At 38.4% G+C, this 26,045-nt stretch carries 16 protein-coding genes, 1 tRNA gene and 1 pseudogene; 14 read left to right on the forward strand and 4 right to left on the reverse strand.

Going from position 1 to position 26,045, the window contains the following annotated elements:
• Positions 1-47 precede the first annotated feature (47 nt).
• The 10 genes and pseudogenes from V7121_RS06055 to fsa all read left to right on the forward strand — a co-directional run bounded on the left by V7121_RS06055 (position 48) and on the right by fsa (position 16,918).
• Positions 48-2,882 (forward strand): family 78 glycoside hydrolase catalytic domain, encoded by a 2,835-nt coding sequence (locus V7121_RS06055; protein ID WP_335546010.1) that lies wholly within the window; start codon positions 48-50, stop codon positions 2,880-2,882.
• Positions 2,883-3,358: 476 nt separating this feature from the next.
• Positions 3,359-4,186, forward strand: coding sequence for a rhamnulose-1-phosphate aldolase (gene rhaD / locus V7121_RS06060; protein WP_335495533.1), 828 nt, complete (start codon positions 3,359-3,361; stop codon positions 4,184-4,186).
• 88 nt (positions 4,187-4,274) lie between these two features.
• On the forward strand, positions 4,275-5,420 hold the full coding sequence (locus V7121_RS06065) for an iron-containing alcohol dehydrogenase (RefSeq protein ID WP_420490555.1): 1,146 nt from the start codon (positions 4,275-4,277) through the stop codon (positions 5,418-5,420).
• A 132-nt stretch (positions 5,421-5,552) separates the two neighbouring features.
• Positions 5,553-6,521, forward strand: coding sequence for a helix-turn-helix domain-containing protein (locus V7121_RS06070; protein WP_335546011.1), 969 nt, complete (start codon positions 5,553-5,555; stop codon positions 6,519-6,521).
• Between the two features lie 105 nt (positions 6,522-6,626).
• The gene (locus V7121_RS06075) at positions 6,627-7,199 is read left to right on the forward strand and encodes a TetR/AcrR family transcriptional regulator (protein WP_335495259.1); all 573 of its coding nucleotides are present in this window, start codon (positions 6,627-6,629) and stop codon (positions 7,197-7,199) included.
• Between the two features lie 73 nt (positions 7,200-7,272).
• Positions 7,273-9,609, forward strand: coding sequence for a YhgE/Pip domain-containing protein (locus V7121_RS06080; protein WP_335546014.1), 2,337 nt, complete (start codon positions 7,273-7,275; stop codon positions 9,607-9,609).
• A gap of 183 nt (positions 9,610-9,792) precedes the next feature.
• Positions 9,793-11,448 (forward strand): glycerol-3-phosphate dehydrogenase/oxidase, encoded by a 1,656-nt coding sequence (locus V7121_RS06085; RefSeq protein WP_335546016.1) that lies wholly within the window; start codon positions 9,793-9,795, stop codon positions 11,446-11,448.
• A 196-nt stretch (positions 11,449-11,644) separates the two neighbouring features.
• Entirely contained in the window at positions 11,645-15,637 is a 3,993-nt protein-coding gene (locus V7121_RS06090; RefSeq protein WP_335546018.1) for a S8 family serine peptidase, read from the forward strand.
• A 427-nt stretch (positions 15,638-16,064) separates the two neighbouring features.
• A pseudogene (locus tag V7121_RS06095) lies at positions 16,065-16,226 on the forward strand (phosphogluconate dehydrogenase (NAD(+)-dependent, decarboxylating)); the annotation flags it as partial.
• Positions 16,227-16,258: 32 nt separating this feature from the next.
• The gene (gene fsa, locus V7121_RS06100) at positions 16,259-16,918 is read left to right on the forward strand and encodes a fructose-6-phosphate aldolase (RefSeq protein WP_335495253.1); all 660 of its coding nucleotides are present in this window, start codon (positions 16,259-16,261) and stop codon (positions 16,916-16,918) included.
• A 166-nt stretch (positions 16,919-17,084) separates the two neighbouring features.
• Here fsa and V7121_RS06105 read toward each other — a convergent pair.
• Together V7121_RS06105 and V7121_RS06110 are read right to left on the reverse strand one after the other, a co-directional pair.
• Positions 17,085-17,158: transfer RNA gene (locus tag V7121_RS06105), tRNA-Arg, on the reverse strand.
• 66 nt (positions 17,159-17,224) lie between these two features.
• Complete coding sequence (locus tag V7121_RS06110) at positions 17,225-17,968, reverse strand: YwaF family protein (RefSeq protein WP_335546020.1); 744 nt, start codon at positions 17,966-17,968, stop codon at positions 17,225-17,227.
• A gap of 222 nt (positions 17,969-18,190) precedes the next feature.
• Between V7121_RS06110 and mutS the strand changes: the two genes are divergently transcribed.
• Positions 18,191-20,815, forward strand: coding sequence for a DNA mismatch repair protein MutS (mutS, locus tag V7121_RS06115; protein ID WP_335546022.1), 2,625 nt, complete (start codon positions 18,191-18,193; stop codon positions 20,813-20,815).
• 13 nt (positions 20,816-20,828) lie between these two features.
• Positions 20,829-22,748: a DNA mismatch repair endonuclease MutL gene (mutL, locus tag V7121_RS06120; protein ID WP_335546024.1), complete on the forward strand. Its 1,920-nt coding sequence runs from the start codon at positions 20,829-20,831 to the stop codon at positions 22,746-22,748.
• A 108-nt stretch (positions 22,749-22,856) separates the two neighbouring features.
• Here the strand turns inward: mutL and V7121_RS06125 are convergent, their stop codons facing one another.
• Positions 22,857-23,081: a hypothetical protein gene (locus tag V7121_RS06125; protein ID WP_335495248.1), complete on the reverse strand. Its 225-nt coding sequence runs from the start codon at positions 23,079-23,081 to the stop codon at positions 22,857-22,859.
• A 389-nt stretch (positions 23,082-23,470) separates the two neighbouring features.
• Positions 23,471-24,478, reverse strand: coding sequence for a rod-share determining protein MreBH (gene mreBH, locus V7121_RS06130; RefSeq protein WP_335495247.1), 1,008 nt, complete (start codon positions 24,476-24,478; stop codon positions 23,471-23,473).
• Between the two features lie 291 nt (positions 24,479-24,769).
• On the opposite strand from mreBH, the gene miaA reads away from it, so the two are divergent.
• Together miaA and hfq are read left to right on the forward strand one after the other, a co-directional pair.
• Positions 24,770-25,726, forward strand: a complete 957-nt coding sequence (miaA, locus tag V7121_RS06135; RefSeq protein WP_335546161.1) for a tRNA (adenosine(37)-N6)-dimethylallyltransferase MiaA — start codon at positions 24,770-24,772, stop codon at positions 25,724-25,726.
• 26 nt (positions 25,727-25,752) lie between these two features.
• Positions 25,753-25,983 carry an RNA chaperone Hfq gene (hfq, locus tag V7121_RS06140; protein WP_335495246.1) on the forward strand — a complete coding sequence of 77 codons (231 nt, stop codon included), beginning with the start codon at positions 25,753-25,755 and terminating at the stop codon, positions 25,981-25,983.
• Positions 25,984-26,045: the final 62 nt, after the last annotated feature.

Genomic DNA, 26,045 nt, shown 5'->3' on the forward strand with positions numbered 1-26,045 from the left:
CTAGATTTACCTAAATGAGTCGGGTCTTGTGCATTGGAGGAAGAAAGATGGATTGGAAAGCAAATTGGATTTGGGACCTAAGCGGGGAACATCCGAGGAATCAATGGACATGCTTCAGAAGAACCTTTACAATCACTTCGGAATATGAATCAGCCATATTATCCATCTCTGCGGATACCAAATATGTTGTTTATCTGAATGGAGAACAAATAGGGTCTGGTCCCGTCCGTGGCTGGACCACTGAATGGTATAATGACCAATACGAGTTAAACAGACTAAAAAAAGGGGTAAATGTTATTGCTGTTTTAGTTAATCATTATGGTATGGGAACCATGCATTATATAGAAGGAAGAGGCGGATTATTAGCGCAGATAGATTTCTATAATCAGGGTGAGGTGATTGGGCAGCTCCTTACCAATGAAAAGTGGAAGACGGCCATCCATGATGGATTTATTAAAGAATCTGTCAAGATGTCCAATTGTTTATCCTGGGCAGAGGTATATGATGCAAATCTATTCAATGGTGAATGGGAACAGCTTTCTTTTGACGACACAGAATGGGCTAATGCAGAAATAATCGGTCCATACGGAATAGAGCCGTGGAGGACTCTTAATCCTAGAGATATTCCCCATTTAACCAATGAACCTATTATTCCGAAAAGTGTATTATCGTTAAAAGCAGTGAGACCAATATCACAACACTTTTCGATTGATTTAAAACCAACCTTTTTTCCTGGTGAGTTGGATTGTAACTCAGGTAAAATCATCCAAGGTTATCTAGTCACTGAACTTCATTCAAACGAAGATGTTGACGGAGTTATCACCTTAACCTTTGATGCACATGCCGAGGCCAAACGGGAATTTACCATAAATGGAATAGAGTATAAAACGCAAAATGGTACATATGAAAAAGTGAATCTAAGAAAAGGTACAAATTTATTGATTGTAGATGTAGGGGGTTCCTTTCACGAACCAACAATCCATCTTGCTTTTGATTTCCCTGAAGAAATAAAGGTAACAGCCCCATTCAGTGAAGATCATACTAGATTTTTAGGGTTTGGCCCTTTTTATTCAACGACCTTGCTTCAACTTGGAAAACCAATCGAATGGTCTATTCCTCTCGAAAATGAATATTTACAAATGAAGCATCTATCATCCCTTAGTGAGTTAGAACCCTTTAAAATGTGGGCAAAAACTATTCCAAATGAACATGTTTGTACTGATAATGTTAGCCTTCTTTCGATTTTTAAAGATGAGTTAAGAACGTTTCCAGTTGGTTTTCAGCATCATAATATGGTCTTGCCGAATCAAAGTTTTACCAAGGTCAACCCAATGGAACGAGGGGATACAGAATATCTCATCGATTTTGGGAAGGAATATTTAGGACACATTGAGTTCGAAGTAGAGGCTGCAGAAGGGACGATTTTTGACTTTTTTTTATTTGAAAGTATTCATCAAGATGGCAGAATCGAGCATACTTTTTCATTGAACAATTCATTAAGATATATTACCAGGAACGGCCGGCAAGTGTACCGATCCTTTATTCCTAGAGGATTCCGATATATGCTGCTTACCATTCGAAATTTAAAAACAAGTTGTAAGATATTCAATATTAAGGTAGATGTAACTACTTTCCCTACTGGAAATGTAGGATCATTTAGCAGTTCGGATTATCTCTTAAATAAAATTTGGGAAATATCAAAGCATACGGTTCGGATGTGTGCCCAAGACACTATCATTGACTGTCCAGCCTATGAGCAGGCACTTTGGACAGGCGATTCATATAACATTTCTTTAATGAATTACTATACATTTGGAAACTATGATTTAGTCAAACGTTGTTTAAGATTAATATCTAAATCAGTTTACCGGTCGCCGCTTCCAGAATCTCATGTACCAAGTGGCTGGCAGAATGTTTTAACTGCATGGTCAATTCTGTGGATGAAGGCCTGCCGCGAATACTATCGTTTTACAGGAGACTTAGCCTTTATTCAAGAGATTTATCCTGAACTCAAACTGACAGTTCAACGATTTCAAGAATTTATTAATAAAGAAGGATTATTAGAAATATCAGCTTGGAATATGTTGGATTGGGCACCGATGGATACTGAACAAACCATCGTCACGCATCAAAATGCACTCCTAGTAGATGCCTTAAAACAGACTGCGTACTTAGCGTCCGTCCTGGGGAAGAATGAGGATGAAGTAGCTTTTATAACTTTCGCTCATCAATTGAAAGAAGCGATCAACCAAAATTTATGGGATGAAGAAGGAAAAGTTTTTGTTGATAGTATTCATGATGATGGAACGCCGTCTAAAACTCGTAGTATCCAAACCAATCTAATGGTTTATTTAACAAATTGTGCTGAAGGGGAGCGCAGAGAAGTTATAGAAAAATATCTGGTTGACCCACCAGAGAGCTTTGTCCAAATTAAAAGTCCCTTTGTCCTCTTTTTCTACTATCAAGCACTAATGGAATTACGTAAGAATGATATCGTACTCGAAAATATCAAGGATATCTATGGTTATATGCTTGAAAATGATGCGACCACGTGTTGGGAAGGCTGGGAATTAATCGAAGGAGACTTTAGCCGTAGTCATTGTCATGCCTGGTCCGCAGCCCCAACCTATGTATTTGGAGTGCTCTTTTTAGGCGTAAAACCATTAGAACCCGGATTTACGAAAGTAGCGGTATCTCCAAACTTAAATGGATTAAAGTGGATAAAAGGATCGGTCCCCATTCCACAAGGGAAAATTGATATTTATTGTAAGGATTTAGGGGAGTATATTGATTTGCAAATTACCTTGCCGGAGGAAATTGATGTTCAGATTGCAGCCCCTGAAAAAACGAGAGTGCTCGTGAATGGTAAGAAAATAGGTTAACTCTGAAAGCCAAACTTAAACGATAAGTTTGGCTTGTTTTCATGGTAATGGAAGAAGAAGCTGAGGAAGTCAGCAGAGATTTTTGAGCAAATTTTTAATCCGGACTTTGATAAGAATGAAATAGAGAGGGGACCTGAGTTTGTTGTCGATACAACAAAAGCAGATTATGTATGGCTCCCATTCCGATTTGATGGAAAAATGGCTTATCTAGATTGGAAAGATGAATGGCGGATTGAGGATTATGAATAATTTATAAAAGAACAAAAATAAACAGACCTCTTCGGTCTGTTTATTTTGTTTATCCAGAAGCAAATGAATGTTATTTGTGACAAAATTATTAATAAAACGGAAATAAACAGAAATATAATTTTTGTTTATGTTGTTTTATGTGGATTATCGAGGTATGATGTAAATGTGAAGAAAATCAGTAAGTCATTTAAAAAAATTAATTTTATAAGAGGAGAATGGTTATGAGTATGACATTGAGAAATTTAATATATACAGCCCCTTTTATTCAAGAAATGATTGAAGCGACATCGAATCTATATAGACTAGGCTGGGATGAACGCAATGGTGGAAATATTAGTTACCTGTTAAATGAATATGAAGTTCTACCTTACTTAGATGTTGAAAATGTGGTAAGAACAATACCAATGAATTTTAATGCTTCTGAGCTAGCAGGAAGATATTTTGCAGTTACAGGTTCTGGGAAATACTTTAAAAATGTGAAGGAAGATCCGGCTTCTAACCTAGGAGTTATTCGCATTGCAGCTGATGGGAAGAGTTACGAAATTCTTTGGGGTCTAGAAGATGGCGGCGTAGCAACAAGTGAGCTACCAACACATTTAATGAATCACATGAAGCGTTTAGCAGCAGACAAAAACCACCGCGTGATTATGCACTGCCATGCGACAAATTTGATTGCCATGACATTTTCACATAGTTTGAAGGAAGAAGAATTTACTAAAACACTTTGGGAAATGTGTACAGAATGTATTGTGGTTTTCCCTGATGGTGTTGGTGTAATTCCTTGGATCATTCCGGGTACGAATGAAATTGGTGAAGCAACAGCTGAGAAAATGGAACATGTCCGCCTAGTTGTTTGGCCGCACCATGGTATTTTCGGGGCAGGGGCGACAATGGATGAAACATTTGGCTTGATTGAAACAGCCGAAAAAGCTGCTCAAGTTTATACCCTTGTATGTGCCCAAGGTGGTAAAAAGCAAACCATTACTGACCAGCAGTTACAAGACCTTGCGGATGCTTTTAACGTAGTCCCTAGACCTGGAATTTTAAATTTATAGACTCTGATTTATGATTAAGGGACGTCATCGTCCCTTAATTTTAAAAATAAATTTGTGAAATAGTGAACATATTAGAGGAGGAATTATAATGAGTGTTTATTACGTTCCAAGTACAAATTTAATGGGTAGAGGCTGTTTAAAGGAGCTTGCTCCACTAGTAAAAGATTTTGGCTTTAAAAAAGCGATGGTTGTTACCGATAAATTCCTGAATCAAAGTGGAGTTGCTGGAAAAGTTCTTGCAGAACTAGATTCTATCAATCTTGAATATATTGTTTATGATGAAGTAAAGCCAAATCCAACAATTGAAAACGTGTATACCGGAGCAGATGTATTTAAAACCAACCAATGTGATTGTCTAGTATCAGTTGGCGGCGGTTCACCACAGGATACGGCAAAAGCAGTTGGTCTTTATATAACCAATGGAGGGGACATTCGTGATTATGAAGGGGTTGGAAAAACTAAGAATAAGTCTATTCCAATCATAGCAGTCAACACAACGGCCGGGACATCCAGTGAATTTACGATCAACTATGTGATTAGCGATAAAGAACGTGAAGTAAAAATGGTTATGGTTGATAAAAATAGTTTAGTTACTATTTCCGTAAATGACCCAGAATTAATGGTAGATAAGCCAGCATCGTTAACAGCAGCGACAGGAATGGATGCTTTAACACATGCGATTGAGGCCATAGTTACCCCAGGAGCTTATGCGGTAACTGATGCGACTGCTCTTGCGGCGGTGGAAATCATCTTTAATTATTTGCCACGTGCGGTTAGGAACGGCCATGATATTGAAGCCCGTGAACAAATGACGTACGTTATGTTCTTAGGCGGAATTGCCTTTAATAATGCCGGTCTTGGTTTTGTTCATGCCATGGCGCATCAGCTTGGAGGCGTTTATGATTTACCACACGGTGTTTGTAATGCCATGCTGCTTCCAATCGTGGAACGGGAAAATGCAAAACGAGATCCAAGAAAATTCCGAGCGATTGCCAAAGCTGCTGGTCTTGAAGTAGCTGGAAAAACAGATGAACAATGTGCAGAGGAAGTTATTGCCGCAATAAAAGCTCTTTCTGTTGAAGTAGGAATCCCTAGCAAATTATCAGAGCTAGGAGTGAACGAAGTAGATTTGGAAAAATTAGCAGTAAACTCATTAAATGATGCCTGTGCACCAGGTAATCCATTCCAGCCGACAAAAGAAGAAGTTATTGAGATGTTTAAGGAAATTGTCTAATATAAAATAAGAATGAAAAGAGTATCGGAATACCGATGCTCTTTTTTTCTGATGGTTGGAGGTAAGTATGTTATGATTTTGCTTATACTAAAATTGATAGTAGATGTAAATCTAAGTGAATAGGTGAATTACGTGAATCATGACCTTCTAAAAGAGCTCTTGTTAATAACGGATGAAGAAAAGCACATCCTTGACCAAAAAACAGAAGTAAGTAAAGACATCTATACTAGTAAAACCAATTTTATCATTGAAAGTGAAAAATTTCTTAGTAAAGATAAGATGATTATGGTGCGCAAGCACACAAGGTTTGTAGATTTTCCCTTACATAAGCATGACTATATAGAAGTGAATTATGTCTTTAACGGAGAATTGAATCAAACGGTTGGGGGTAGACAAATTACCTTAAAAAAAGGTGAACTACTCCTTTTAAATCAGTATATTGAACATGAAATAAAAGCCTGTGCAAAAGATGACATCGTCATTAATTTCATCATCCGCCCAGCTTTCTTTGATTTTATTTTTTCCTTTTTAAGTTCCGAAAATATTGTCAGTGATTTTCTCATCAATAGCCTTTATAACAATACGCAGAACGGACAATTTCTATATTTTAAAGTGGCAGATGTTCCTGAGATTCAAGGTATGATTGGAAAAATGATAGGAGAAATCATGCATCCTTCCACTTTTTCTGAATCAACCATAAAGCTTTATATGGGTCTTTTCCTGATTGAACTGATTAAAAATTCCGACCGAGTCGAGAGAAAAGAAGAAGCTTCCATCAATCATTATTTGGTTGTTGAGTCACTGAAGTATATTGAAAAACAGTTCAAGGATGCTTCGTTATATGAATTAGCAGATCGACTGAAACAATCTCATTATGGTTTAAGTAAAACGATAAAAAAGGGCACCTCGCACACATTTAAAGAGCTTCTCCAGGAGAGGCGCCTTGTCAAAGCCAAAGAATTACTGGAAGGAACCGATATGGCAATTGCTTCGATCGTAGAGCAAGTTGGCTATGATAATATCAGTTATTTTTATCGAATTTTTAAAGGGAAATATGGACTGACACCAAAGGAATTCAGAAAAAGGACCTTAAGATTATAAACAAGACTATTTGACAATATAGTTGAATCAAAAAATATAGTGTGTTATATTTGTAAAGTGAAAAATGACTAAAAAACTAAAACGGTCAATTAGGAAGTGAAATCAATGGCCACGGATCGTAGAAAATTGATTATCGAGGCAGCAGCAAAATCTTTTTCGTTGTTTGGATTTAAGGCAACGACGATGGATCAGGTAGCAAAATTAGCTAATGTGGGAAAAGGCACAATCTATACCTTTTTTAAAAACAAGGAAGAATTATTTGCTGAAATTGTTTCATCATTAGTGAATGAGATGAAAAATGAGGCTGAAGCGGTTATTCAGCCGGGGTTGCCATTTACGGAAAATGTACATCGTGCTTTATTTCGTTTATTAGAGTTTCGTTCGCATCACCAGCTAATGATTAAACTGATACAGGAAGAAAAAGAGATGGGGACAATAGCCGTTTCGGAGATGCTCCAGCATATAGAGAATGAAATTCTCACCTATATCAAGCAGAAAATTGAAGGAGCATCTTCTAAGGGGATTATTCCTAAAACTGACCTGGAGCTGACGAGTTTTTTACTATTTAAAATGTATATTGCATTGGTTTCAGACTGGGAAAAAAGTCATGAACCATTAAGTTCCGAGCAAATTGCAGAGATTATCAAGGTTTTTTTATTAAAAGGTATAAAAAATTAAATTTTTTTACCTAAAAATGACTGAATGAGGATTGTGGTCATTATAGTCAGTAAATATTAATGAGGTGAGTAACATGAAAGTTTTATCATCAATGAAAAGTGAATTTCTTCGGATTATTCGCACACGTAAATTGCTCATCGCCATTATTGGTGTAATGACGATTCCTGTGTTATACAGCGGAACCTACTTATGGGCCTTTTGGGATCCATATGCCCACCTAGACAGAATGCCGGTTGCGATTGTCAATAATGACCATGGAGCCGAGTACAATGGAAAGCAATTAACGATTGGCACGGATTTGGTTGATAATTTAAAGAAGAAAAACACATTTAATTGGGAGTTTGTTAGCGCTAGTAAGGCAAAACAAGGGTTAATGAATGAAGAGTATTATTTAGAAATTGAAATTCCAAAGGATTTTTCAAAAAATGCGACCACACTGCAAAGTGACAATCCCAAAAAACTTAATCTGATCTATACTGTTAATGAAGGAAATAATTATTTATCATCAAAAATTGGTGATTCTGCTGTTGAGAAAATAAAAGAAGCAGTGTCTAGCTCCGTAACGAAGACGTACGCCGAATCCATGTTCGACAATATTAAAGACGTCGCTACAGGGTTAAATAAGGCAAGTGACGGTGCCGGGGAGCTTTATGACGGGGTCGTTGAAGCCAAAGAAGGTACTAGAAGTTTATCAGATGGCATTACATCGGCTGGGAGCGGTGCTGAAAAGTTAGCCAACGGTGCTAAATCCGTGGATAAAGGTGCGAAAACGATCAAGCAAAACCTTGGAGTTTTAGCCGAAAAAGCTGTCGCTTTCTCCAATGGAGTGGAATCAGCTTCCTCTGGTTCTGAGCAGCTTCAAAGTGGATTGAAGCAATTCAGTACAGGACTTACACAATTGAAAGATGGCAACACAAAGCTGTTAGCAGGTGCTAACAAAGCGGAAGAGGGCACAAAGCAATTATCAGATGGCTTAGCTTCAGTTGCAGGAAATTTACCTGATTTACAAACAGGAACAAAGCAGTTGGAGGATGGTTCATCACATTTGTCTGCTTCCTTAGATAAGTGGAAAACTGGAGCAGACCAAACAAAAACCGGGGCAGACACCGTCAGCCAAGGACTTCAGCAGCTGTTGGGTCAAGTAAGCAACATGGTGGAAAATACGAATGATCCCACTGAGAAGGAAAAATTAAATGCGCTAATGAACAGCTTGGCACAATTATCTGAAGGCAGCCAGCAAGTGGCTACTGGTGTCGATACATTGTCGACTAGTGCAGGACAATTAAAACAGGGCGCAGGTTCGTTAGCAGCTGGTGCTACTAAGTTGAATCAAGGTCAAGTTAAATTGGCGGCTGGGATCAACCAATTATCTAATGGGTCGAAGCAGGTATTAGACGGACAAGGACAGTTAACGCAAGGGCTTACCCTGTTTGGTTCAAAACTGGATGAAGCGCAATCTGGACTTGGTAAAATTGAAAGTGGTTCAAGCAGCTTAACCACTGGGTTAGGAAAATTAGCTTCTGGCTCCACTTTATTACAAGATGGAACAAGTAAGCTGGCTCAGGGTTCCAATCAATTAGCAACAGGCACTAGTTCCCTTTATAAGGGTGAACAGGATTTAACTACCGGGATGTCCTCTCTTTCCAGTGGTTCAGCGGAATTAAACAGCGGGATGACTAAACTTGCGGACGGTTCGAAAGAATTGAGCAATCAACTAGCTGATGGGGCTAAGGATACCAGTGACGTGAAGGCTAATAATCAAGTTTATGAAATGTTTGCAACACCAGTTCATCTTGAGGATAAAAAAATCAATCATGTTCCCAATTACGGGAGTGGATTGGCTCCTTATTTCTTGTCTCTTAGTCTATTTGTCGGTGCACTTATGCTTTCTGTTATTTTTCCAATGTATGAACCAGCATCGAAGCCGAAGAATGGATTTAGTTGGTTTATCGGAAAAACAGGTGTCATTTTAGCTGTCGGAATTGGCCAGGCGCTTTTGGTAGACGCGGTCATGTTATTAGGTCTTGGACTCGACGTGAAGAGTGTACCATATTTTATCTTGCTAAGTATTTTTACCAGCTGGGCATTCCTAGCGATTATTCAATTCCTAGTTACGGCTCTTGATAATCCTGGTCGATTCTTAGCTGTTATTATCTTGATTTTGCAATTAACAGGCAGTGCAGGAACCTATCCGATTGAATTAAGTCCAAAATTCCTCCAAAATATTATGGAGTACCTGCCAATGACCTATACAATTTCTGGCTTTAGAGCAGTTATCTCTTCTGGTGACTTTAGCTTCATGTGGAATAATATTGGGCATATTGCGATCTTCTTTATCTTATTCCTTGCAGCAACCTTGACATTTTTCATTGTGAAATTTAAACGTCGGCCTCAATTACAGCTGCAATAATTAAAATTGGAAAAATCCGACAAAGGGATGCGTTTTATTACTTTAAAGTAATATATATGTTTGTTATAATTAAATTAATATCGATTGAAACGAGATTTCGAGAGGCCAAAACTATAGTTATAGCTCTTGCTATAATACAGTTTTGGCCTTTCTTTTTCCAAATTCACCTGGGAGGAAGCAAAAATGACTGAATTATTTTCAGCGTTACAAAGGGAAGACCGGCTTAAAATCATGTCAGAGGAAGAATATGACTTGCTTATCATTGGAGGAGGAATCACTGGGGCAGGAATTGCTTTGGATGCGGCCCTTCGCGGAATGAAGGTCGCCCTTGTGGAAATGCAGGACTTTGCTGCTGGCACATCCAGTCGGTCAACAAAGCTTGTTCATGGCGGTTTGCGGTACTTAAAGCAATTTCAAGTCAACGTGGTAGCAGAAGTAGGAAAAGAGCGGTCAATTGTCTATGAGAATGGTCCCCATGTCACGACTCCTGAATGGATGCTGCTCCCGCTCCATCAAGGTGGAACATTTGGTCCGTTTAGCACCTCCATCGGTTTACGTATTTATGATTTTTTAGCACGGGTGAAAAAGACAGAACGCCGCAGCATGCTTTCACGGAATGAAACGCTTGCTAAAGAACCGCTTATCAAAAGAGAAGGACTTTTAGGTGGTGGCTACTATGTTGAATACCGTACAGATGATGCGAGGCTAACCATTGAAGTAATAAAAGCAGCCGTAGAGAACGGGGCAAATGCTATGAACTATGTAAAAGCGGAGGAATTTATCTATCAAGATAAGGTAATAACGGGTGTCAGGGTTAAGGACTTGCATGCAAACAAGGTGTTTAACGTACGAGCGAAAAAAGTGGTCAATGCAGGAGGTCCTTGGGTGGATCAGATTCGGTATAAAGACTACGGAAGAAATAACAAACAGTTACGTTTAACAAAGGGTGTTCATCTCGTGATTGACCATTCTGTGTTCCCGCTCCGCCAAGCGGTCTATTTTGACACGCCCGATGGCCGGATGGTGTTTTCTATTCCCCGTGACGGGAAAACGTATGTGGGAACAACTGATACCTTTTTTGATGGTGATGCAACCCATCCAAAAGTATGTGCGGATGACCGTGACTATTTATTAAAGGCCATTCACTTTATGTTTCCAGAGGTAAAGGTAACCAACTTAGATATCGAATCAAGCTGGGCAGGTGTCCGTCCATTAATCTATGAAGAAGGCAAGGACCCTTCAGAGATCTCACGTAAGGATGAAATTTGGGAGGCCGAAAGTGGCTTGGTCACGATTGCGGGGGGAAAGCTCACTGGGTATCGGAAGATGGCAGAATCAGTGGTTGACTTGATTTCAAAACGTCTTTTAGAGAATGGGCAAATATTTAAAGCATCACAAACCAAAAACTATCCAATCTCAGGAGGTAAAGTCGGAGGTTCTCAAGGATTTGAACAATTTATTTTTCTAAAAGAACAGGAAGCAATGGAATATGGATTAACAAAAGAGGAAGCCCGGCAATTGGTGCAAAGGTACGGTTCAAATGCGAGTGATATTTTCTTATACCTCAAGAGATTTGATGATCTAGAAAACGTAAAATTGCCAAAAGCAGTTTTTGCGCAATTAATGTACTCGATTGAGCATGAAATGACGTTAACTCCTTCAGATTTCTTTATCCGCCGTACAGGGGCGTTGTTTTTTTACATCAACTGGGTCCATACATGGAAGGAAGAAGTCATTGCTTTTATGGGAGACAAATTTGGCTGGAACGAGGAACAAACGATCCAATATCTAGAGGAACTTGACGGAGAGATAAGGGATGCTGTGACTCCTTGCGATTGAACTTAAACCTTAATATGACGCCCGGAAACAGTGTTTTCGGGCGTTAAGCCTCTCTTAAGATAATTAAATATTTTTATACCAAAAAATTTACTTTTGGTATATGATGGCAATATATGAGTAAGTAGTACTATCTTCTGCTAGACATAAAGAGCTTTCTCATACAATGATCCTATTAATCTATTTTGAGAGGTGCAGAATGAAGAAAAAAAGACTTTTATCTTTACCGGTTACTGCCTTTCTGTTATTATCAACAGTTTTTCCAGGGCCCGTACAGGCTACACAACAAACCACAGTGAAGAGCAGTTCCGTACTTTCAGCAAGTCAGGTGAATTCTACTAACACACTTCGAAAAAGCCAAATGAAAGCAGTAGAAAAAGCAAGCAACAAGGTTTCTATTAATAAGGAGCCAGAAAGTAAACTAGAAACAGCAATCAAGGAAAAACTAAATAAACAGGGCTCACAAAATAAGAGTACATATCAAACAGGCGAAGTAATCATAAAATATAAGAAGAAAGTGACGACTGGGGAAATCAGCACATTCCAGAAGAAATTTTCGCTAAAATCCATGAAGAAATTAAAGTCAGTTAATGCAGAGGTTGTCAAAATTCCTACCGGGCAAAGTATGACTGATTATATTAAAACAATAGAAAACGATAATACAATTGAATCTGTCCAGCCTAATTACAAATATTATCCTTCGGATTTAAACAGTGCTCCTAACTATTATGATCAGTTATGGGGTCTAAACAATAGTGGACAAGCGATCAAAGAGATTAATGGATTAGTAGACATAGATGTAGATGCGCCAGAAGGTTGGGGAAATTTTGGTTCCAAGCTTCCGGAAGTTGTCGTCGGTGTCATTGATACGGGTGTTGATATTAGTCATCCTGATTTAGAAGATAAGATTTGGAGAAATCAAATTGAAATAGATGGTGAAGAGGGAAAAGACGATGATGGAAACGGTTATATAGACGATTTCAATGGGTGGGATTTTTATCATAAAGATAACACTGTCTATGATGCACTTGATGGGGACATGCACGGAACGCACGTGTCTGGAACCATTGCTGCTGAGTTAGAGGGAACAGACACTAGTACAAATAAAGGTGTAGTCGGTGTTGCTCCAAACGTGAAGATTTTACCGATAAAATTCCTAGGTCCTGATGGGGGAACAACGGCAGATGCGATCGAGGCCATTGCTTATGCGAAAACGATGGGCGTAAAAATTACGAATAACAGTTGGGGCGGAGAAGAATATGACCCCTTGCTAGAAGAAGCCATAGCAAATAGTGGTAGTTTATTTGTTGCCGCAGCTGGAAATGATGGAATGGATAACGATGAAGGCGGATCTTATCCAGCTGGCTTCGAATCTACCAATATATTATCTGTAGCAGCGGTTGATAATAAAGGGAAACTAGCTCCATTCTCCAATTATGGCTTCAATTCCGTTGATGTTGCTGCACCAGGTGTCGATATCTTAAGTTCTGTTCCTAAATATCCGATGGACGACGTTCTAAAAGCAATTGGTCTTGACCAGCCAGGAGCATCGGCAGAAATCAACGGGGGAAATTACAAAGCAATTTATGATGGCATTGGATACGAAAAATTATCCGGGGCACAAAGACAAGATGCTTTTAACAGAGCACTAGATTATATAGGAGTGGATTCAACTAAGAACATTCTTCTGGTCCAAGATGATGAAAGTGACCTGGCAGAAATGTTTAAAGGTGATCCAGAAATTTCAAGCTTATTTAAAAATTATTTACCTATTTATCAAAAAGAACTTTTGAGCGGCTATTCTTCGCTAACAACCATAACAGTAAATTCTGACTCATCCCTTTCAAATTACATTGATAAATCTAAATTAGCCGCATTTGATGCAGTGGTGTGGTTTACAGGAAATGGATTTGGAATATTTACAGAGGAAGGTACAACTTTAACATCTGCAGACACTGAAATGTTAAAAGATTACTTATCAAATGGCGGGAACTTGTTGTTAACTGGACAAAGTGCGCTAGGAGGCCAAGAAAAATCACCATTTGTTAAGGATTCATTGCATTTAAACGTTTTTTCTGATATCGCACCAAGTTTGAATGTAGAAGGTTTAAGTTTAACTGATGAATCTGGCAATCTTGTTGGAATTTATGCAGATACCAAATATAATGTAAACCGCTTTGAATCGCCTTATCCGTTTGCTGATTTTATTAAATCTACAGATTCTAGAACGTTTGTAAATACGAAATACGTTTCTGATTATGATCAGGCATATGATTACTATAGTGGAACATCGATGGCAACTCCTCATACGACAGGAATAGCTGCTATTTTACTAGGATTACGTCCAGGCATGTCACCGGATATGCTAAAGTTATATACAAGTGCCAAAGGAAAGACTCTAGGCTCGTTAAAAGGGTTTGTAAACAGCGGGAAAATGGTGAGCACTACCAATCTAGATAACTTTAATGATGACGAAACTCCAGGAGTTCCGTTGGAAAAAAGTGTTTTAAATGACAGTTTAGAGGCCACAAAAGATAAAAATGATGTTTTTGCTTTCTCCTTAAAAGAAGGTGAGGCGCTCTCTCTTTCACTTAATGGCAGTTCAAGAACCGACTTTGATTTGTATGTGTTTGATGGATCAACAGAAACGATCAACAATTCGAATGGAATGGTTGCCTTTTCTGAGAATGCCAATACATCTAATGAATCGATAAAGTTTACTGCACCTAGAACAGGCATCTATTTTGTGAATGTCTACGCCTATAAAGGGAATGGAAATTACAAACTATACACTGGTAATTTTGGCGGATCATATGAGGATGATTCAAACTCAATGTCCTTCTACGGTGGATGGATGCCTTCCTTTAATCCTTTGCATTCTGGAGAATCAGACACTGCTATTAATTCAATCGGAGAAGTGAACTTTTCATTCGTTGGGTATAACTTTGAGTGGAAAGGATTTAAAGACCCGACCCAGGGTATAGCGGATGTTTATATCGACGGAACTAAGGATGATACTAAATCACTATATTCTAGTCCATTTAAAGCCCAACAAACCATATACACAAAAACCTTTGCTTCTTACGGCAAGCACACAGTAAAAATTGTTTGGACTGGAAAAAGCGATCCTCTTTCTAGAAAAAGTGCTACCGGAATCAATGTCGATAAATTTATAGTGAAAAGCAATCCAGTTTCATTAAAAGCTTATTATGATAAAGGCAAGCCTGTTATTTCATGGTCATCAGTCCAATGGGCAGAATCTTATAGCATTTATCGGAAAGAATCTTCACAAGCAAACTATGAACTATTGAATACTAAGCCTATTACTTCAACAGTTTATTCTGATTCGAATGCGGTACTTGGAAAAACATACAACTATGCAGTAGTTATTAATACAAAGGAGCAAACTGAAACTCCGTTATCATCAGCTGTCACTTTCGTTTATGATGATGATATTAAAGGAAGTCTACCTTTGGTAGGAATTGCAAAGGGAAGCCTGAATGCTGACCCTAATAACAAAGATGTTAATGACGTCTGGTCAAAACGTTTTGAACAGGGCAAAACATATGTGATCATACTTGCTGGCCCTGCAGGCGCAAATTTTGATCTTTCACTATTTAATATAGGGGCAACAACCATTTATGGTAAAACAGCCCTTCTTAAATCGACAGGGACAACATCTTCGGAAAAAATCATCTTTAAACCGACGAAAACAGGACTGTATTATATCGTACCGACGGCATTAAAAGGGTCTGGGACATACAGTATAAGTACATCCATTTTGGTGCAAACAGCAAAATACGTTGAAAATACAGATGCAGCAATTAAATATTCTGGTTCATGGATCAAACCGAAGTATACGAGCGCTTCCTTGGGGACAATTCATCAAACAAAAGGAAGTACCGGATCCCTTGAATATGCTTTTACCGGAACTGGAATCAGACTTTATTCGTTAAAAGATAAGAATATGGGAAAAGCGGATATTTACCTTGACGGAGTAAAAGTAAAGCAAATTGACATGTACTCTTCTAGCCGCAAATTTAAAGCGATTGTTTTTGATAAACAAGGTCTAGCAAATGAAGCACACAAAATTAAGATAGTCGCAACAGGTAAAAAAGCAAAAGCTGCCACAAAAGCATTTATAAATATTGATGCTTTCAAAGTAACGCAGTATACATGGGTAAAATATTAATGAAGAACTAAGCTAAAAATCCTGATTTCCACATTATGGAGATTGGGGTTTTTTTTGAAAAAAACACTAATTCAAGAGAAAACTTACTTTACTTTAGGTAAATTGGTTGAAGCAAAATGATATAAAATTAGTACTTTCCTTTATAAGTTAATTTATATTGGCAAAAATAAAAGTTTTTCATTTTGGAATTTCTACTACAACTACCCCTAAAAAACGAAGGTAATACACTTTTCCCCTTTTTTTTATGCGAGCTATTTCATATACTATTAGTAAGACTTGGTTTGAAGTAAGGTGTTATCTCTGAATTTACCTAAAAAGAACATTCAAGTTGAGATATAATTTTAAATTCTTTTACGAACGAAATAAAAGTAAATATTTGTACCTTGGGAGGAGAAAATAATAAAGATAGGACGTATTGGTTTAGTGGAAATTGACTGTAGACGTAGCTTTAGACCTTAAAAGGCAACACCAGTCATTGCCTTTTTCTTATTTATACGATATCGTTCATTAGTGGAAGATTCCTTTTACAGGTAAAGTGGTAGCCACACTCAGAAATGAATTTGGCGGACACACTGTAGAAAAGAATTAAAAATACTAAAAAAATATGGAGGAAAAACGATTATGAAATTTTTTATCGATACTGCAAACCTAGAAGAAATTAAAAAGGCGTATAAAATTGGCGTGTTATCAGGTGTAACCACCAACCCTTCCTTAGTGGCTAAAGAAGGCGTAAAATTCGAAGATCGCATTGCAGAAATTTTAAATGCTGTTCCAGAAGTAGAGTCCGTTTCAGCTGAAGTAACACCTAACGCTCTAACTGCTGACCAAATGATTGCAGAAGCCAATGAGCTCATTAAAATTAATGGCGGTGATAAGAATATTACCATTAAGCTTCCAATGAACCTTGATGGACTAGAGGCTTGCCGCTACTTAACTAAAAAAGGTGTAAAAACCAATGTAACATTAATTTTTAGTGTCAATCAAGCATTGTTAGCAGCACGTGCAGGAGCTACATATGTTTCACCATTCTTAGGGCGTTTAGATGATATCAATGAAGATGGTGTAGAACTAGTAGCGAAAATTGCCCAGATGTTCCGTGTTCAAAATCTAGATTCACAAATCATTGCAGCATCAGTTCGCCATCCTGATCATGTTACCCGTGTAGCAATGGCTGGAGCGCATATCGCTACAATTCCATTTAAAGTCATTGAGCAATTATCCAAACATCCTTTAACCGACCAAGGTCTTGAAAAATTTGCGGCAGACTGGAAAACTGTATAAAAAGTAATCTAAAGGGCGTTATCTTAAATCTTAGCTAAGTTTTAAGATAACGCCCTTACATGTTTATGAAAGAAAAGAAAGATGTGCTCTAAATTAACAACGTGTGGTCTTTCGAAGATATATTAATATAAAGTAAAAAACCCTTGCTATGCAAGGGTTATATTAGCGTCCCAGAGAGGATTCGAACCTCCGACCTACAGTTTAGGAAACTGTTGCTCTATCCTACTGAGCTACTGAGACACATATATTAGGAACGTTATTTATTATAATTTGTTAATGACAAAAGGTCAATAATAAAGTTACTAATTATTGGATTGGTACGTCTCTGGCAACTTCGCTTTTTTTCGCACCTTTTTCACGAAAGATTAACCAGACGAATAAACTGAGCCCGATTAATAAACCTTCTAACGATAAAATATACCATGGATATGGTCCTAATATATCCAATAAACTAGCGCTGTCAGGCTTATGACTTAAGAACATATAATTTCCATCGACCAGCTTATTAATCATCATAATAATGGGCATGAGTACATTTAAGAAGATACATAATTTTAAAACCGACCAAATTGTCGGTCGATAGCCCTTGGTCCATGTAAAGTAAAGCGGCACCCAAATTTCCATCAAATGCGTATAAAAGAAATGGAAGAACCGAAAATGTGGAAAGTCATAGTTTAAAGATGGAGTAATTAATGCCTGTGTTGCGCCTAATAATGCCGTAAATAATAAAATTTCATAGATTATTTTTTTCTTAGTAAGTAAAAGAACAATGGTTAAGATTAGACTGAGGCTGCATAATTCTAGCGGGATAGCGTGACTTAGCTTCCAGCTTCCATTAATAATCATCCATAAATGATACGTTAATTCAATGATAATAAGCGAAAAAGCAATCCCTATCTCGAACCCTCTAGTTTGCATGGATTTCAACTGATTTCTTTTAAAAAAAACAAAGATAGCCCCCAAAATTAAAATAAAAATGATAACAAAGTGACTCGTTGAAAACATTTCAAAATCATAGTTAGTGAAACTGCGCCCAAATACTCCGCTCAATAATTACACCCCCCAGTATGTCAGACCAATGCTATTGTTACTTTGTCTTTTTATAGGTAAATATATTCGAGAGAATTCTATTTACACCTCTAACAAAATATAAATTCTCTCTTTTTTAAACATGTTTATAATTAGGATTTTTCTTCCTCAAAAACTCGACACGAAATATGGTATAATAATTTGTCGAACATAATCGAAAGTCTTTATTTAGTGGAGGTCATTATGGCTGGATATACGCCGATGATGCAACAATACTTAACCATTAAGGCAGATTACCAAGATGCCTTTTTATTTTTTCGCTTAGGCGATTTTTATGAAATGTTTTTTGATGATGCCGTTAAGGCTTCCCAAGAATTAGAAATAACCTTAACTGCAAGACATGGTGGAAGTGACGATAAGATTCCAATGTGTGGGGTTCCATACCATGCTGCACCCAACTATATTGAACAGCTCATTTCTAAAGGCTATAAAGTGGCGATTTGCGAGCAAGTTGAAGACCCGAAGCTGACCAAGGGTATGGTGAAAAGGGAAGTAGTACAATTAATCACACCCGGAACAGTGATGGAAGGCAAGGGATTAAGTGATAAAGAGAATAACTATATTGCATCGATTACCAGTTTTGATGACAAAACCTATGGATTTGCCTACAATGATATCTCAACCGGGGAAAGCCGAGTAACCCTGTTATCTAGTAATTTTGACGAAGTTCTTAATGAATTAGCTGTCTTAAATGCCAAGGAAGTCGTTGTCGAAAGCAACTTTGATGGTGAATTACAAAAGAAACTTCGTGAACGAGATGTCCTAGCGATTTCATTTGAAGATAGTAGTTCAATAGATATTAATTTTTCGTATTTGCTAAAGGATTTGAATCAAGAAAAACTTAAGCAAACCATCGCACGGCTTTTTCATTATTTATATCGATCGCAAAAAAGAAGTTTAGATCATCTTCAGCCAGTAACTACCTATCAAATCCATCAATATATGAAAATTGATTACTATTCTAAGCGTAATCTTGAATTAACAGAAACGATTCGTTCAAAAGGAAAAAAAGGCTCCTTATTATGGCTCCTTGATGAGACAATGACCGCCATGGGCGGCAGGATGTTAAAGCACTGGATCGACCGTCCATTAATCAGTCAAACTGACATTGAATCTCGTCAAAATATTGTGGAAGTCCTTCTTTCCTATTATTTTGAGCGTCAAGAACTACGTGAAAAGCTGAAGGAAGTTTATGATTTAGAACGATTAGCTGGAAGAGTAGCATTTGGCAATATTAATGCCCGTGATTTGGTCCAATTAAAGCGTTCGTTAATGCAGGTGCCTTATTTGAAACAAATCCTCGACGGCATGCAAAATGATAAGGTGTGTCCAATTGTTGAACTGCTTGACCCGTGTGAAGAAATCACTGATCTTTTGGAGCAGGCGATTGTAGAAAATCCACCACTTTCCTTAAAAGAAGGAAATATGATTCGTGACGGTTACAATGCCCAGCTTGATCAATATCGTGATGCCAGCCGAAACGGGAAAACGTGGATTGCTCAGCTGGAACGAGAAGAACGTGAGAAGACTGGTATTAAGTCACTAAAGGTTGGCTATAACCGCGTCTTTGGGTATTATATTGAAATTACACGAGCAAATCTGCATCTGTTAGAAGAAGGGCAGTACGAGCGAAAGCAAACATTATCCAATGCTGAACGGTTTATCACTCCAGATTTAAAAGAAAAAGAAGCTTTAATTTTACAAGCAGAAGAAAAATGCGGTGAACTCGAATATGAATTATTCACTGAAATTCGCGAAATGGTAAAGGAACAAATTCCGCGCTTACAGGCGTTGGCAAAGACAATAAGCGAACTCGATGTCCTGCAGTGCTTTGCTCAAGTTAGTGAAGACCGCCACTATGTTAGACCACAGTTTTCAATGGAGGGCCGTGTCGTTGTTAAGGAAGGCCGCCATCCAGTCGTTGAAAAGGTCTTGAATTCGCAGGAATACGTGCCAAATGATTGCCTCATGGACAGCGACCGTGAAGTCTTATTAATTACGGGTCCGAATATGTCAGGGAAAAGTACCTACATGCGACAAATTGCTTTAATATCGATCTTAGCGCAAATCGGCTGTTACGTCCCAGCCTCTGAAGCTGTTCTGCCAATTTTTGATCAAGTCTTTACCCGCATTGGTGCAGCTGATGATTTAATTTCCGGGCAGAGTACTTTTATGGTTGAAATGCTTGAAGCGAAAAATGCGATAGCAAATGCCACCCAAAACAGTTTAATCTTGTTTGACGAAATTGGACGTGGAACTTCAACGTATGATGGAATGGCTCTTGCACAAGCGATCATTGAATTTATTCATACGAACATTGGGGCGAAGACTTTATTTTCGACCCATTATCATGAATTAACGGTGTTAGAGGAAGAACTATCTAAGTTAAAAAACATTCACGTCAGTGCGATTGAGCATAATGGAAAAGTCGTGTTTCTCCATAAAATAAAGGAAGGACCAGCGGACAAGAGTTACGGGATACATGTGGCGCAACTGGCTGGGCTTCCTGCAGACTTGATTAGCCGAGCAAATGACATATTAACTGCACTTGAGCAAACTGAGCCTCAGGAAAACAGGCCGATGATGGAAATAAAATCCGAACCAAAAACGGTAGAAGTTATAGAAGTGAAGGTTCAAAAACAGCCTGCTCAACTCTCTTTCTTTGATGAGCCAAAAGAAGTAAAAAAACAAGAACTCTCTACCAAGGAAAAACGGGTCATTGAGAAAATGAAGGAACTTGATATATTAGACTTAACACCACTGCAAGCAATAAACATGTTATATGAGCTCCAGAAAAAGTTAAAGTAGGGGGTGAATCGGAATGGGTAAAATTATTCAATTAGATGATGCCTTATCGAATAAAATTGCGGCAGGGGAAGTAGTGGAACGGCCTGCATCTGTGGTAAAAGAGTTGGTTGAAAACTCAATTGATGCTGGCAGTACAGTGATTGAAATTGAGGTAGAAGAAGCAGGACTCGCCAAAATCCGCATTACGGATAATGGAAATGGGATCGAAGAAGAGGATGTTTTACTCGCCTTTCAACGCCATGCGACCTCTAAAATAAAGAATGAAAATGATTTGTTCCGAATCAGGACCCTTGGGTTCCGGGGGGAGGCACTGCCAAGTGTCGCCTCCGTTTCAAGGCTCGAAATGAAGACTTCGACAGGTGAAGGGGCTGGAAACCGTTTGGTGATTGAAGGTGGGAAAGTTGAAACCTTTGAAAAAGCGTCAAGCAGGCGCGGTACTGATATCATAATAACGGATCTATTTTTCAACACACCAGCACGCTTAAAATATATGAAGACAATTCATACCGAGCTTGGAAATATAACGGACGTCGTGAATCGACTCGCCCTTTCTCATCCAGAGGTTGCCTTCCGCCTGATTCATAATGACAGGAAACTGCTCCAAACCAATGGAAACGGTGATGTTCGTCAGGTGCTCGCATCGATTTACGGAATGGCGATTGCCAAACAGTTGGTTCCTATCTCTGGACAATCGCTCGACTACAATATTACAGGATTTGCTTCAATGCCAGAGGTAACCCGAGCATCGAGAAACTATATCTCGACGATGATCAATGGTCGTTTTATTAAAAACTATCCATTAGCTAAGGCCATCCAAGAAGGCTACCATACATTACTTCCAATTGGCAGGTTCCCAATCGTGCTCCTTAATATTGAAATGGATCCCTTGCTGGTCGATGTTAATGTTCACCCTTCAAAAATGGAGGTTCGCATCAGTAAAGAAGCAGAATTGAATGAACTTGTCAAAACGATGATCAAAGAGGAATTTAAATCGAAAATCCTGATCCCGACAGCCTATTCAGCTGTGAAAAAGGATACGCCGAAGGATGAACAAACCTCTTTAGCCCTTGATGAGGGTACAATGCCTCCAACTGAGAGAAAAGAGTTGGAGTGGAAGCAACCGACCGCAACGGCCATCGTTCAGGAGAAACGTCCATGGCTTGAGGTGCCTACGGAAGAAATGCCAATTTCAACATTACCACTATCACGTGAGAGAGAAGAGAACGTTGAACCTGACACCTGGTACACCACCAATCCATTGGACGGATTCCCTGCAAGTAAAGATGAACGTATCACACATTTTGAATCCAAACATGATCCAATGGAGACAGATTCTATCACCTCAGAGAGCAGAGTTCCACGGTTATATCCAATCGGGCAAATGCACGGAACCTATATTTTTGCCCAGAATGAAAATGGACTGTATATTATTGATCAGCATGCAGCACAGGAACGGTTGAAGTATGAATATTTCCGGGAAAAAGTAGGACAGGTACAATCCGAGTTGCAAGAAATGCTAGTGCCATTAACCTTTGAATATTCAACAGACGAGTTCTTGAAAATCAATGAATACCTTCAAGAACTGGAAAAGGTTGGGGTTTTTCTTGAAGAATTTGGTCTAAATAGCTTTATTGTACGTTCTCATCCGCAATGGTTCCCGAAAGGGGAAGAAAAACAAATTATTGAAGAGATGATTGAACAGCTTTTATTAATGAAAAAGGTGGATATTAAAAAACTTCGAGAAGAAGCAGCAATTATGATGAGCTGCAAAGCCTCGATAAAAGCGAATCGCCATTTACGAAATGATGAAATTCAAGCCTTGCTCGACGATTTGCGGAAAGCATCTGATCCATTCACTTGTCCGCATGGCAGACCGATTATTGTTCATTACTCGATCTATGAAATGGAAAAAATGTTTAAACGGGTAATGTGATGTTATAAATTTAAAAGCCAGCACTGCTCATATGAGAGGGGCTGGCTTTATTTATTCCTTTAATGCCTATATTGTAAAGAGGGCTGAAGGTAACTTCCTCTTGAAAAATCAACAAAGATCTTGACGGCGTTTTTGTCTATTTCTCTGCAATTCTCCTTGTTTCCATGCATATTTTTGCATATATAACTTTAAGACATCATTAATTGTTTTTCCACTTTTTTCTAATGCCTCTAGAAAATTGTCCCTAATATGCTGTGGGACGTCAATGCTTAATTGAACAGTCTCGGCCCGAAATTTCTTCTCCCTTAATTCCTCTTTTCTTAGCTGCCGCATTATTAATGCCTCCCCTTTGCGTTTAAAAAAAGAATAGTTTAAAAACAATAAAAATTATAAATATTCAATGGACATTTTGATTTTAACAAGTGAAAGCGAATACATAGAAATAATATTTTTCGACAATTTTCGATAACTTCCTGTTTAATCGTAACGGGTATGGTTCTACGAGCCCAAAACTGGTTAGAAAAAGGAATGTCGGTAACGTAGAGAGGTTCTACGTGCCCAAAACTGTTAGAAAAAGAAATGTAGGTAATATAGTGAGCTGGTTCTACGTGCTCCGATGCTCATAGAAATAGATAACGCGGAAGTGTAGTAAGTTTCGCTCTACAAAAAACAAAAAAACCTGCAGAAAATTTCTTTCTGCAGATTCAAAAATATTATAGTGTTTATTTCACCGCAACGGGAAGCTTATTCATGTACTGTAGGGACTTACCAGTACCAATTGCCACGGATTCTAAGGGGTTAGGAGCTAGTTGAACAGGAACAACCATCTCTTCACTTAGCCAAGCCTCCATTCCATTTAATAACGCTCCACCACCGGTCAGAATCACACCACGATCGACAATGTCCCCGCTAAGCTCAGCAGGACAATCTTCAAGGGTTGCACGGATTGCTTCTAAAATATGCAAAAGTGCTTCCTTGATGGCAACACGAATTCCATAGGATGATAGTTTAATAGTTTTTGGCAGACCAGTTACTAGGTCACGGCCCCGAACGTCCATGAAAAGTTCCTCATGGTCCACAAGAGCATAACCGATTTCCATTTTGATATTTTCTGCGGTTCTTTCCCCGATTAGAATATTATATTCTTTGCGAATGTGCTGGATAATATCTTCATCGAGGCGGTCTCCGCCAATTTTAATAGAATGGCACGCTACAACACCACCAAAGGAGATAATCGCTACCTCAGTGTTGCCGCCGCCGATATCGACGACTACATTCGCAACTGGTTCATCGACGGGTAAACCAGCCCCAATGGCAGCAGCAACCGGTTCTTCAATTAAGCTGATTTTCTTTGCCCCAGCTTGTCTTACCGCATCCTGGATTGCTCTTCGCTCGACACTTGTAGAACCAGAGGGGATACTAACGACAACATTTGGTTTACGAACGGCAAATCCTATCTTCTTGGATGCCTTGCGCATGATGTGTTTTAATAATTCAGTTGTTACGTCATAATCAGCGATCACTCCATCTTTCATCGGACGAATAGCAACGATTTTTTCAGGCGTTTTCCCAATCATTTCCTTCGCTTCTATACCAACTGCTACGACATTTTTAGTAACCGTATCAATGGCCACAACCGAAGGTTCATTAATCGCGATTCCTTTATTTTTACTATAAACTAATATATTTGCTGTTCCTAAGTCAATTCCAATATCAAAAGTTGATAACATGTTAGTTCACCTAATTTCGAATTTTTTCTTACTTGATATGCTTCGCGTTAGTCTAACATAAACTTGGGGGTGGAAAGCACTTTGTAAATGAACCGTTATCCTTTTGTAAATTTACAAGAAAATTATTCCTATTTGGTAATGAAAATGAAAAATTTAGAGCATAGAAAATTACTTTTATGTATATACTAGTTTGATGTTCAACTGCTTTTTAAATATATGTTACGATTAAGGGGTGAAAGTGGAATTGAAAGCGTGCTTTCACTGAAAATGAGATAAGGCAGTGTGAAAATATTGGATTCAAAACAGAAGTTATTAGTAATCATCGGACCAACTGCAGTTGGAAAAACAATGTTAAGTATTGAGATGGCTAAACGGTACAACGGTGAAATTATTAGCGGCGACTCTATGCAAATTTACCGTGGAATGGATATTGGAACAGCAAAAATTAAAATCGATGAAATGGAAGGAATTCCACACCATTTGATCGATATTAAGGAGCCTTATGAAAACTTTTCCGTTGCTGAATTTCAACTCCTTGTTCGGGCAAAGATAGATGAGATTGCTAAAAAAGGGAAGTTGCCCATTATCGTTGGTGGAACAGGGTTGTATATCCAGTCTGTCATTTATGATTATCATTTTTCCGATGTTCCGGGCGATGAAGCGTATCGCCTCGTGCTTGAAGAAAGAGTAAACGAAATAGGAAATGAAGCGCTGTATCAAGAATTAATGGAGGTTGACCCAGAAAGTGCGTCACAAATCCATCCCAATAACGTCAGAAGAGTGATACGCGCCCTTGAAATCTTTCATCTTACTGGTAAGACGATGCAGGAGTTTCAAAGTTCACAACAAGCAGACCTTTTGTACAATACAGCGATTGTTGGTTTAACAATGGAACGTGAAAAGCTGTATGAGCGAATTAATCATCGAGTCGATGTTATGATTGCACAAGGGCTCCTTGAGGAAGTAGAAGGGTTATATCAACAAGGTTTGCGCGATTCTCAGTCAATCCAAGCAATTGGATACAAAGAGATTTTTGCCTATTTTGATGGTAAAGTGACCATAGAAGAAGCGATTACCAATTTGAAACAAAACTCAAGAAGATACGCGAAAAGACAATTGACTTGGTTCAGAAACAAGATGGATGTCAACTGGTTTGATATGACCGATTTAGAGAACATCGCAAAAAAAATAAAGGAAATTTCACATTGTGTTGAAGGAAAGCTTGGAGTAAAATCGAATACATATTAGTAGAGATAAAAGAGGAGGAAATACGAATGAAAACAACGATTAATATTCAGGACCAATATTTAAACCAGTGCCGCAAAGATAACATACATGTGACGGTCTTTTTATTGAACGGCTTCCAATTAAGAGGCCAAATTAAGGGTTTTGATAATTTTACAGTCCTTTTTGAATCAGAAGGCAAGCAGCAATTAGTATATAAGCATGCAATCTCAACCTTTGCGCCTCAAAGAAATGTTCAGCTTGATCTTGATAACCAATAAGAATGAAAAGCCCATCTCATGGGCTTTTTTTATTATCTAGCTTCAGCGCCCTAGCGGCTAGT

This window comes from Neobacillus drentensis, assembly GCF_036962125.1.
Lineage (GTDB): Bacteria > Bacillota > Bacilli > Bacillales > Cytobacillaceae > Neobacillus > Neobacillus drentensis_B.

Excerpts from the sequence above, each read along its gene's own strand:
- mutL (WP_335546024.1), top strand. The coding sequence starts at position 20,829 with ATGGGTAAAATTATTCAATTAGATGATGCCTTATCGAATAAAATTGCG.
- V7121_RS06090 (WP_335546018.1), top strand. The coding sequence starts at position 11,645 with ATGAAGAAAAAAAGACTTTTATCTTTACCGGTTACTGCCTTTCTGTTA.
- V7121_RS06125 (WP_335495248.1), bottom strand. The coding sequence starts at position 23,081 with ATGCGGCAGCTAAGAAAAGAGGAATTAAGGGAGAAGAAATTTCGGGCC.
- mreBH (WP_335495247.1), bottom strand. The coding sequence starts at position 24,478 with ATGTTATCAACTTTTGATATTGGAATTGACTTAGGAACAGCAAATATA.
- V7121_RS06075 (WP_335495259.1), top strand. The coding sequence starts at position 6,627 with ATGGCCACGGATCGTAGAAAATTGATTATCGAGGCAGCAGCAAAATCT.
- mutS (WP_335546022.1), top strand. The coding sequence starts at position 18,191 with ATGGCTGGATATACGCCGATGATGCAACAATACTTAACCATTAAGGCA.
- fsa (WP_335495253.1), top strand. The coding sequence starts at position 16,259 with ATGAAATTTTTTATCGATACTGCAAACCTAGAAGAAATTAAAAAGGCG.
- V7121_RS06085 (WP_335546016.1), top strand. The coding sequence starts at position 9,793 with ATGACTGAATTATTTTCAGCGTTACAAAGGGAAGACCGGCTTAAAATC.
- V7121_RS06055 (WP_335546010.1), top strand. The coding sequence starts at position 48 with ATGGATTGGAAAGCAAATTGGATTTGGGACCTAAGCGGGGAACATCCG.
- hfq (WP_335495246.1), top strand. The coding sequence starts at position 25,753 with ATGAAAACAACGATTAATATTCAGGACCAATATTTAAACCAGTGCCGC.
- V7121_RS06080 (WP_335546014.1), top strand. The coding sequence starts at position 7,273 with ATGAAAGTTTTATCATCAATGAAAAGTGAATTTCTTCGGATTATTCGC.
- rhaD (WP_335495533.1), top strand. The coding sequence starts at position 3,359 with ATGACATTGAGAAATTTAATATATACAGCCCCTTTTATTCAAGAAATG.
- V7121_RS06065 (WP_420490555.1), top strand. The coding sequence starts at position 4,275 with ATGAGTGTTTATTACGTTCCAAGTACAAATTTAATGGGTAGAGGCTGT.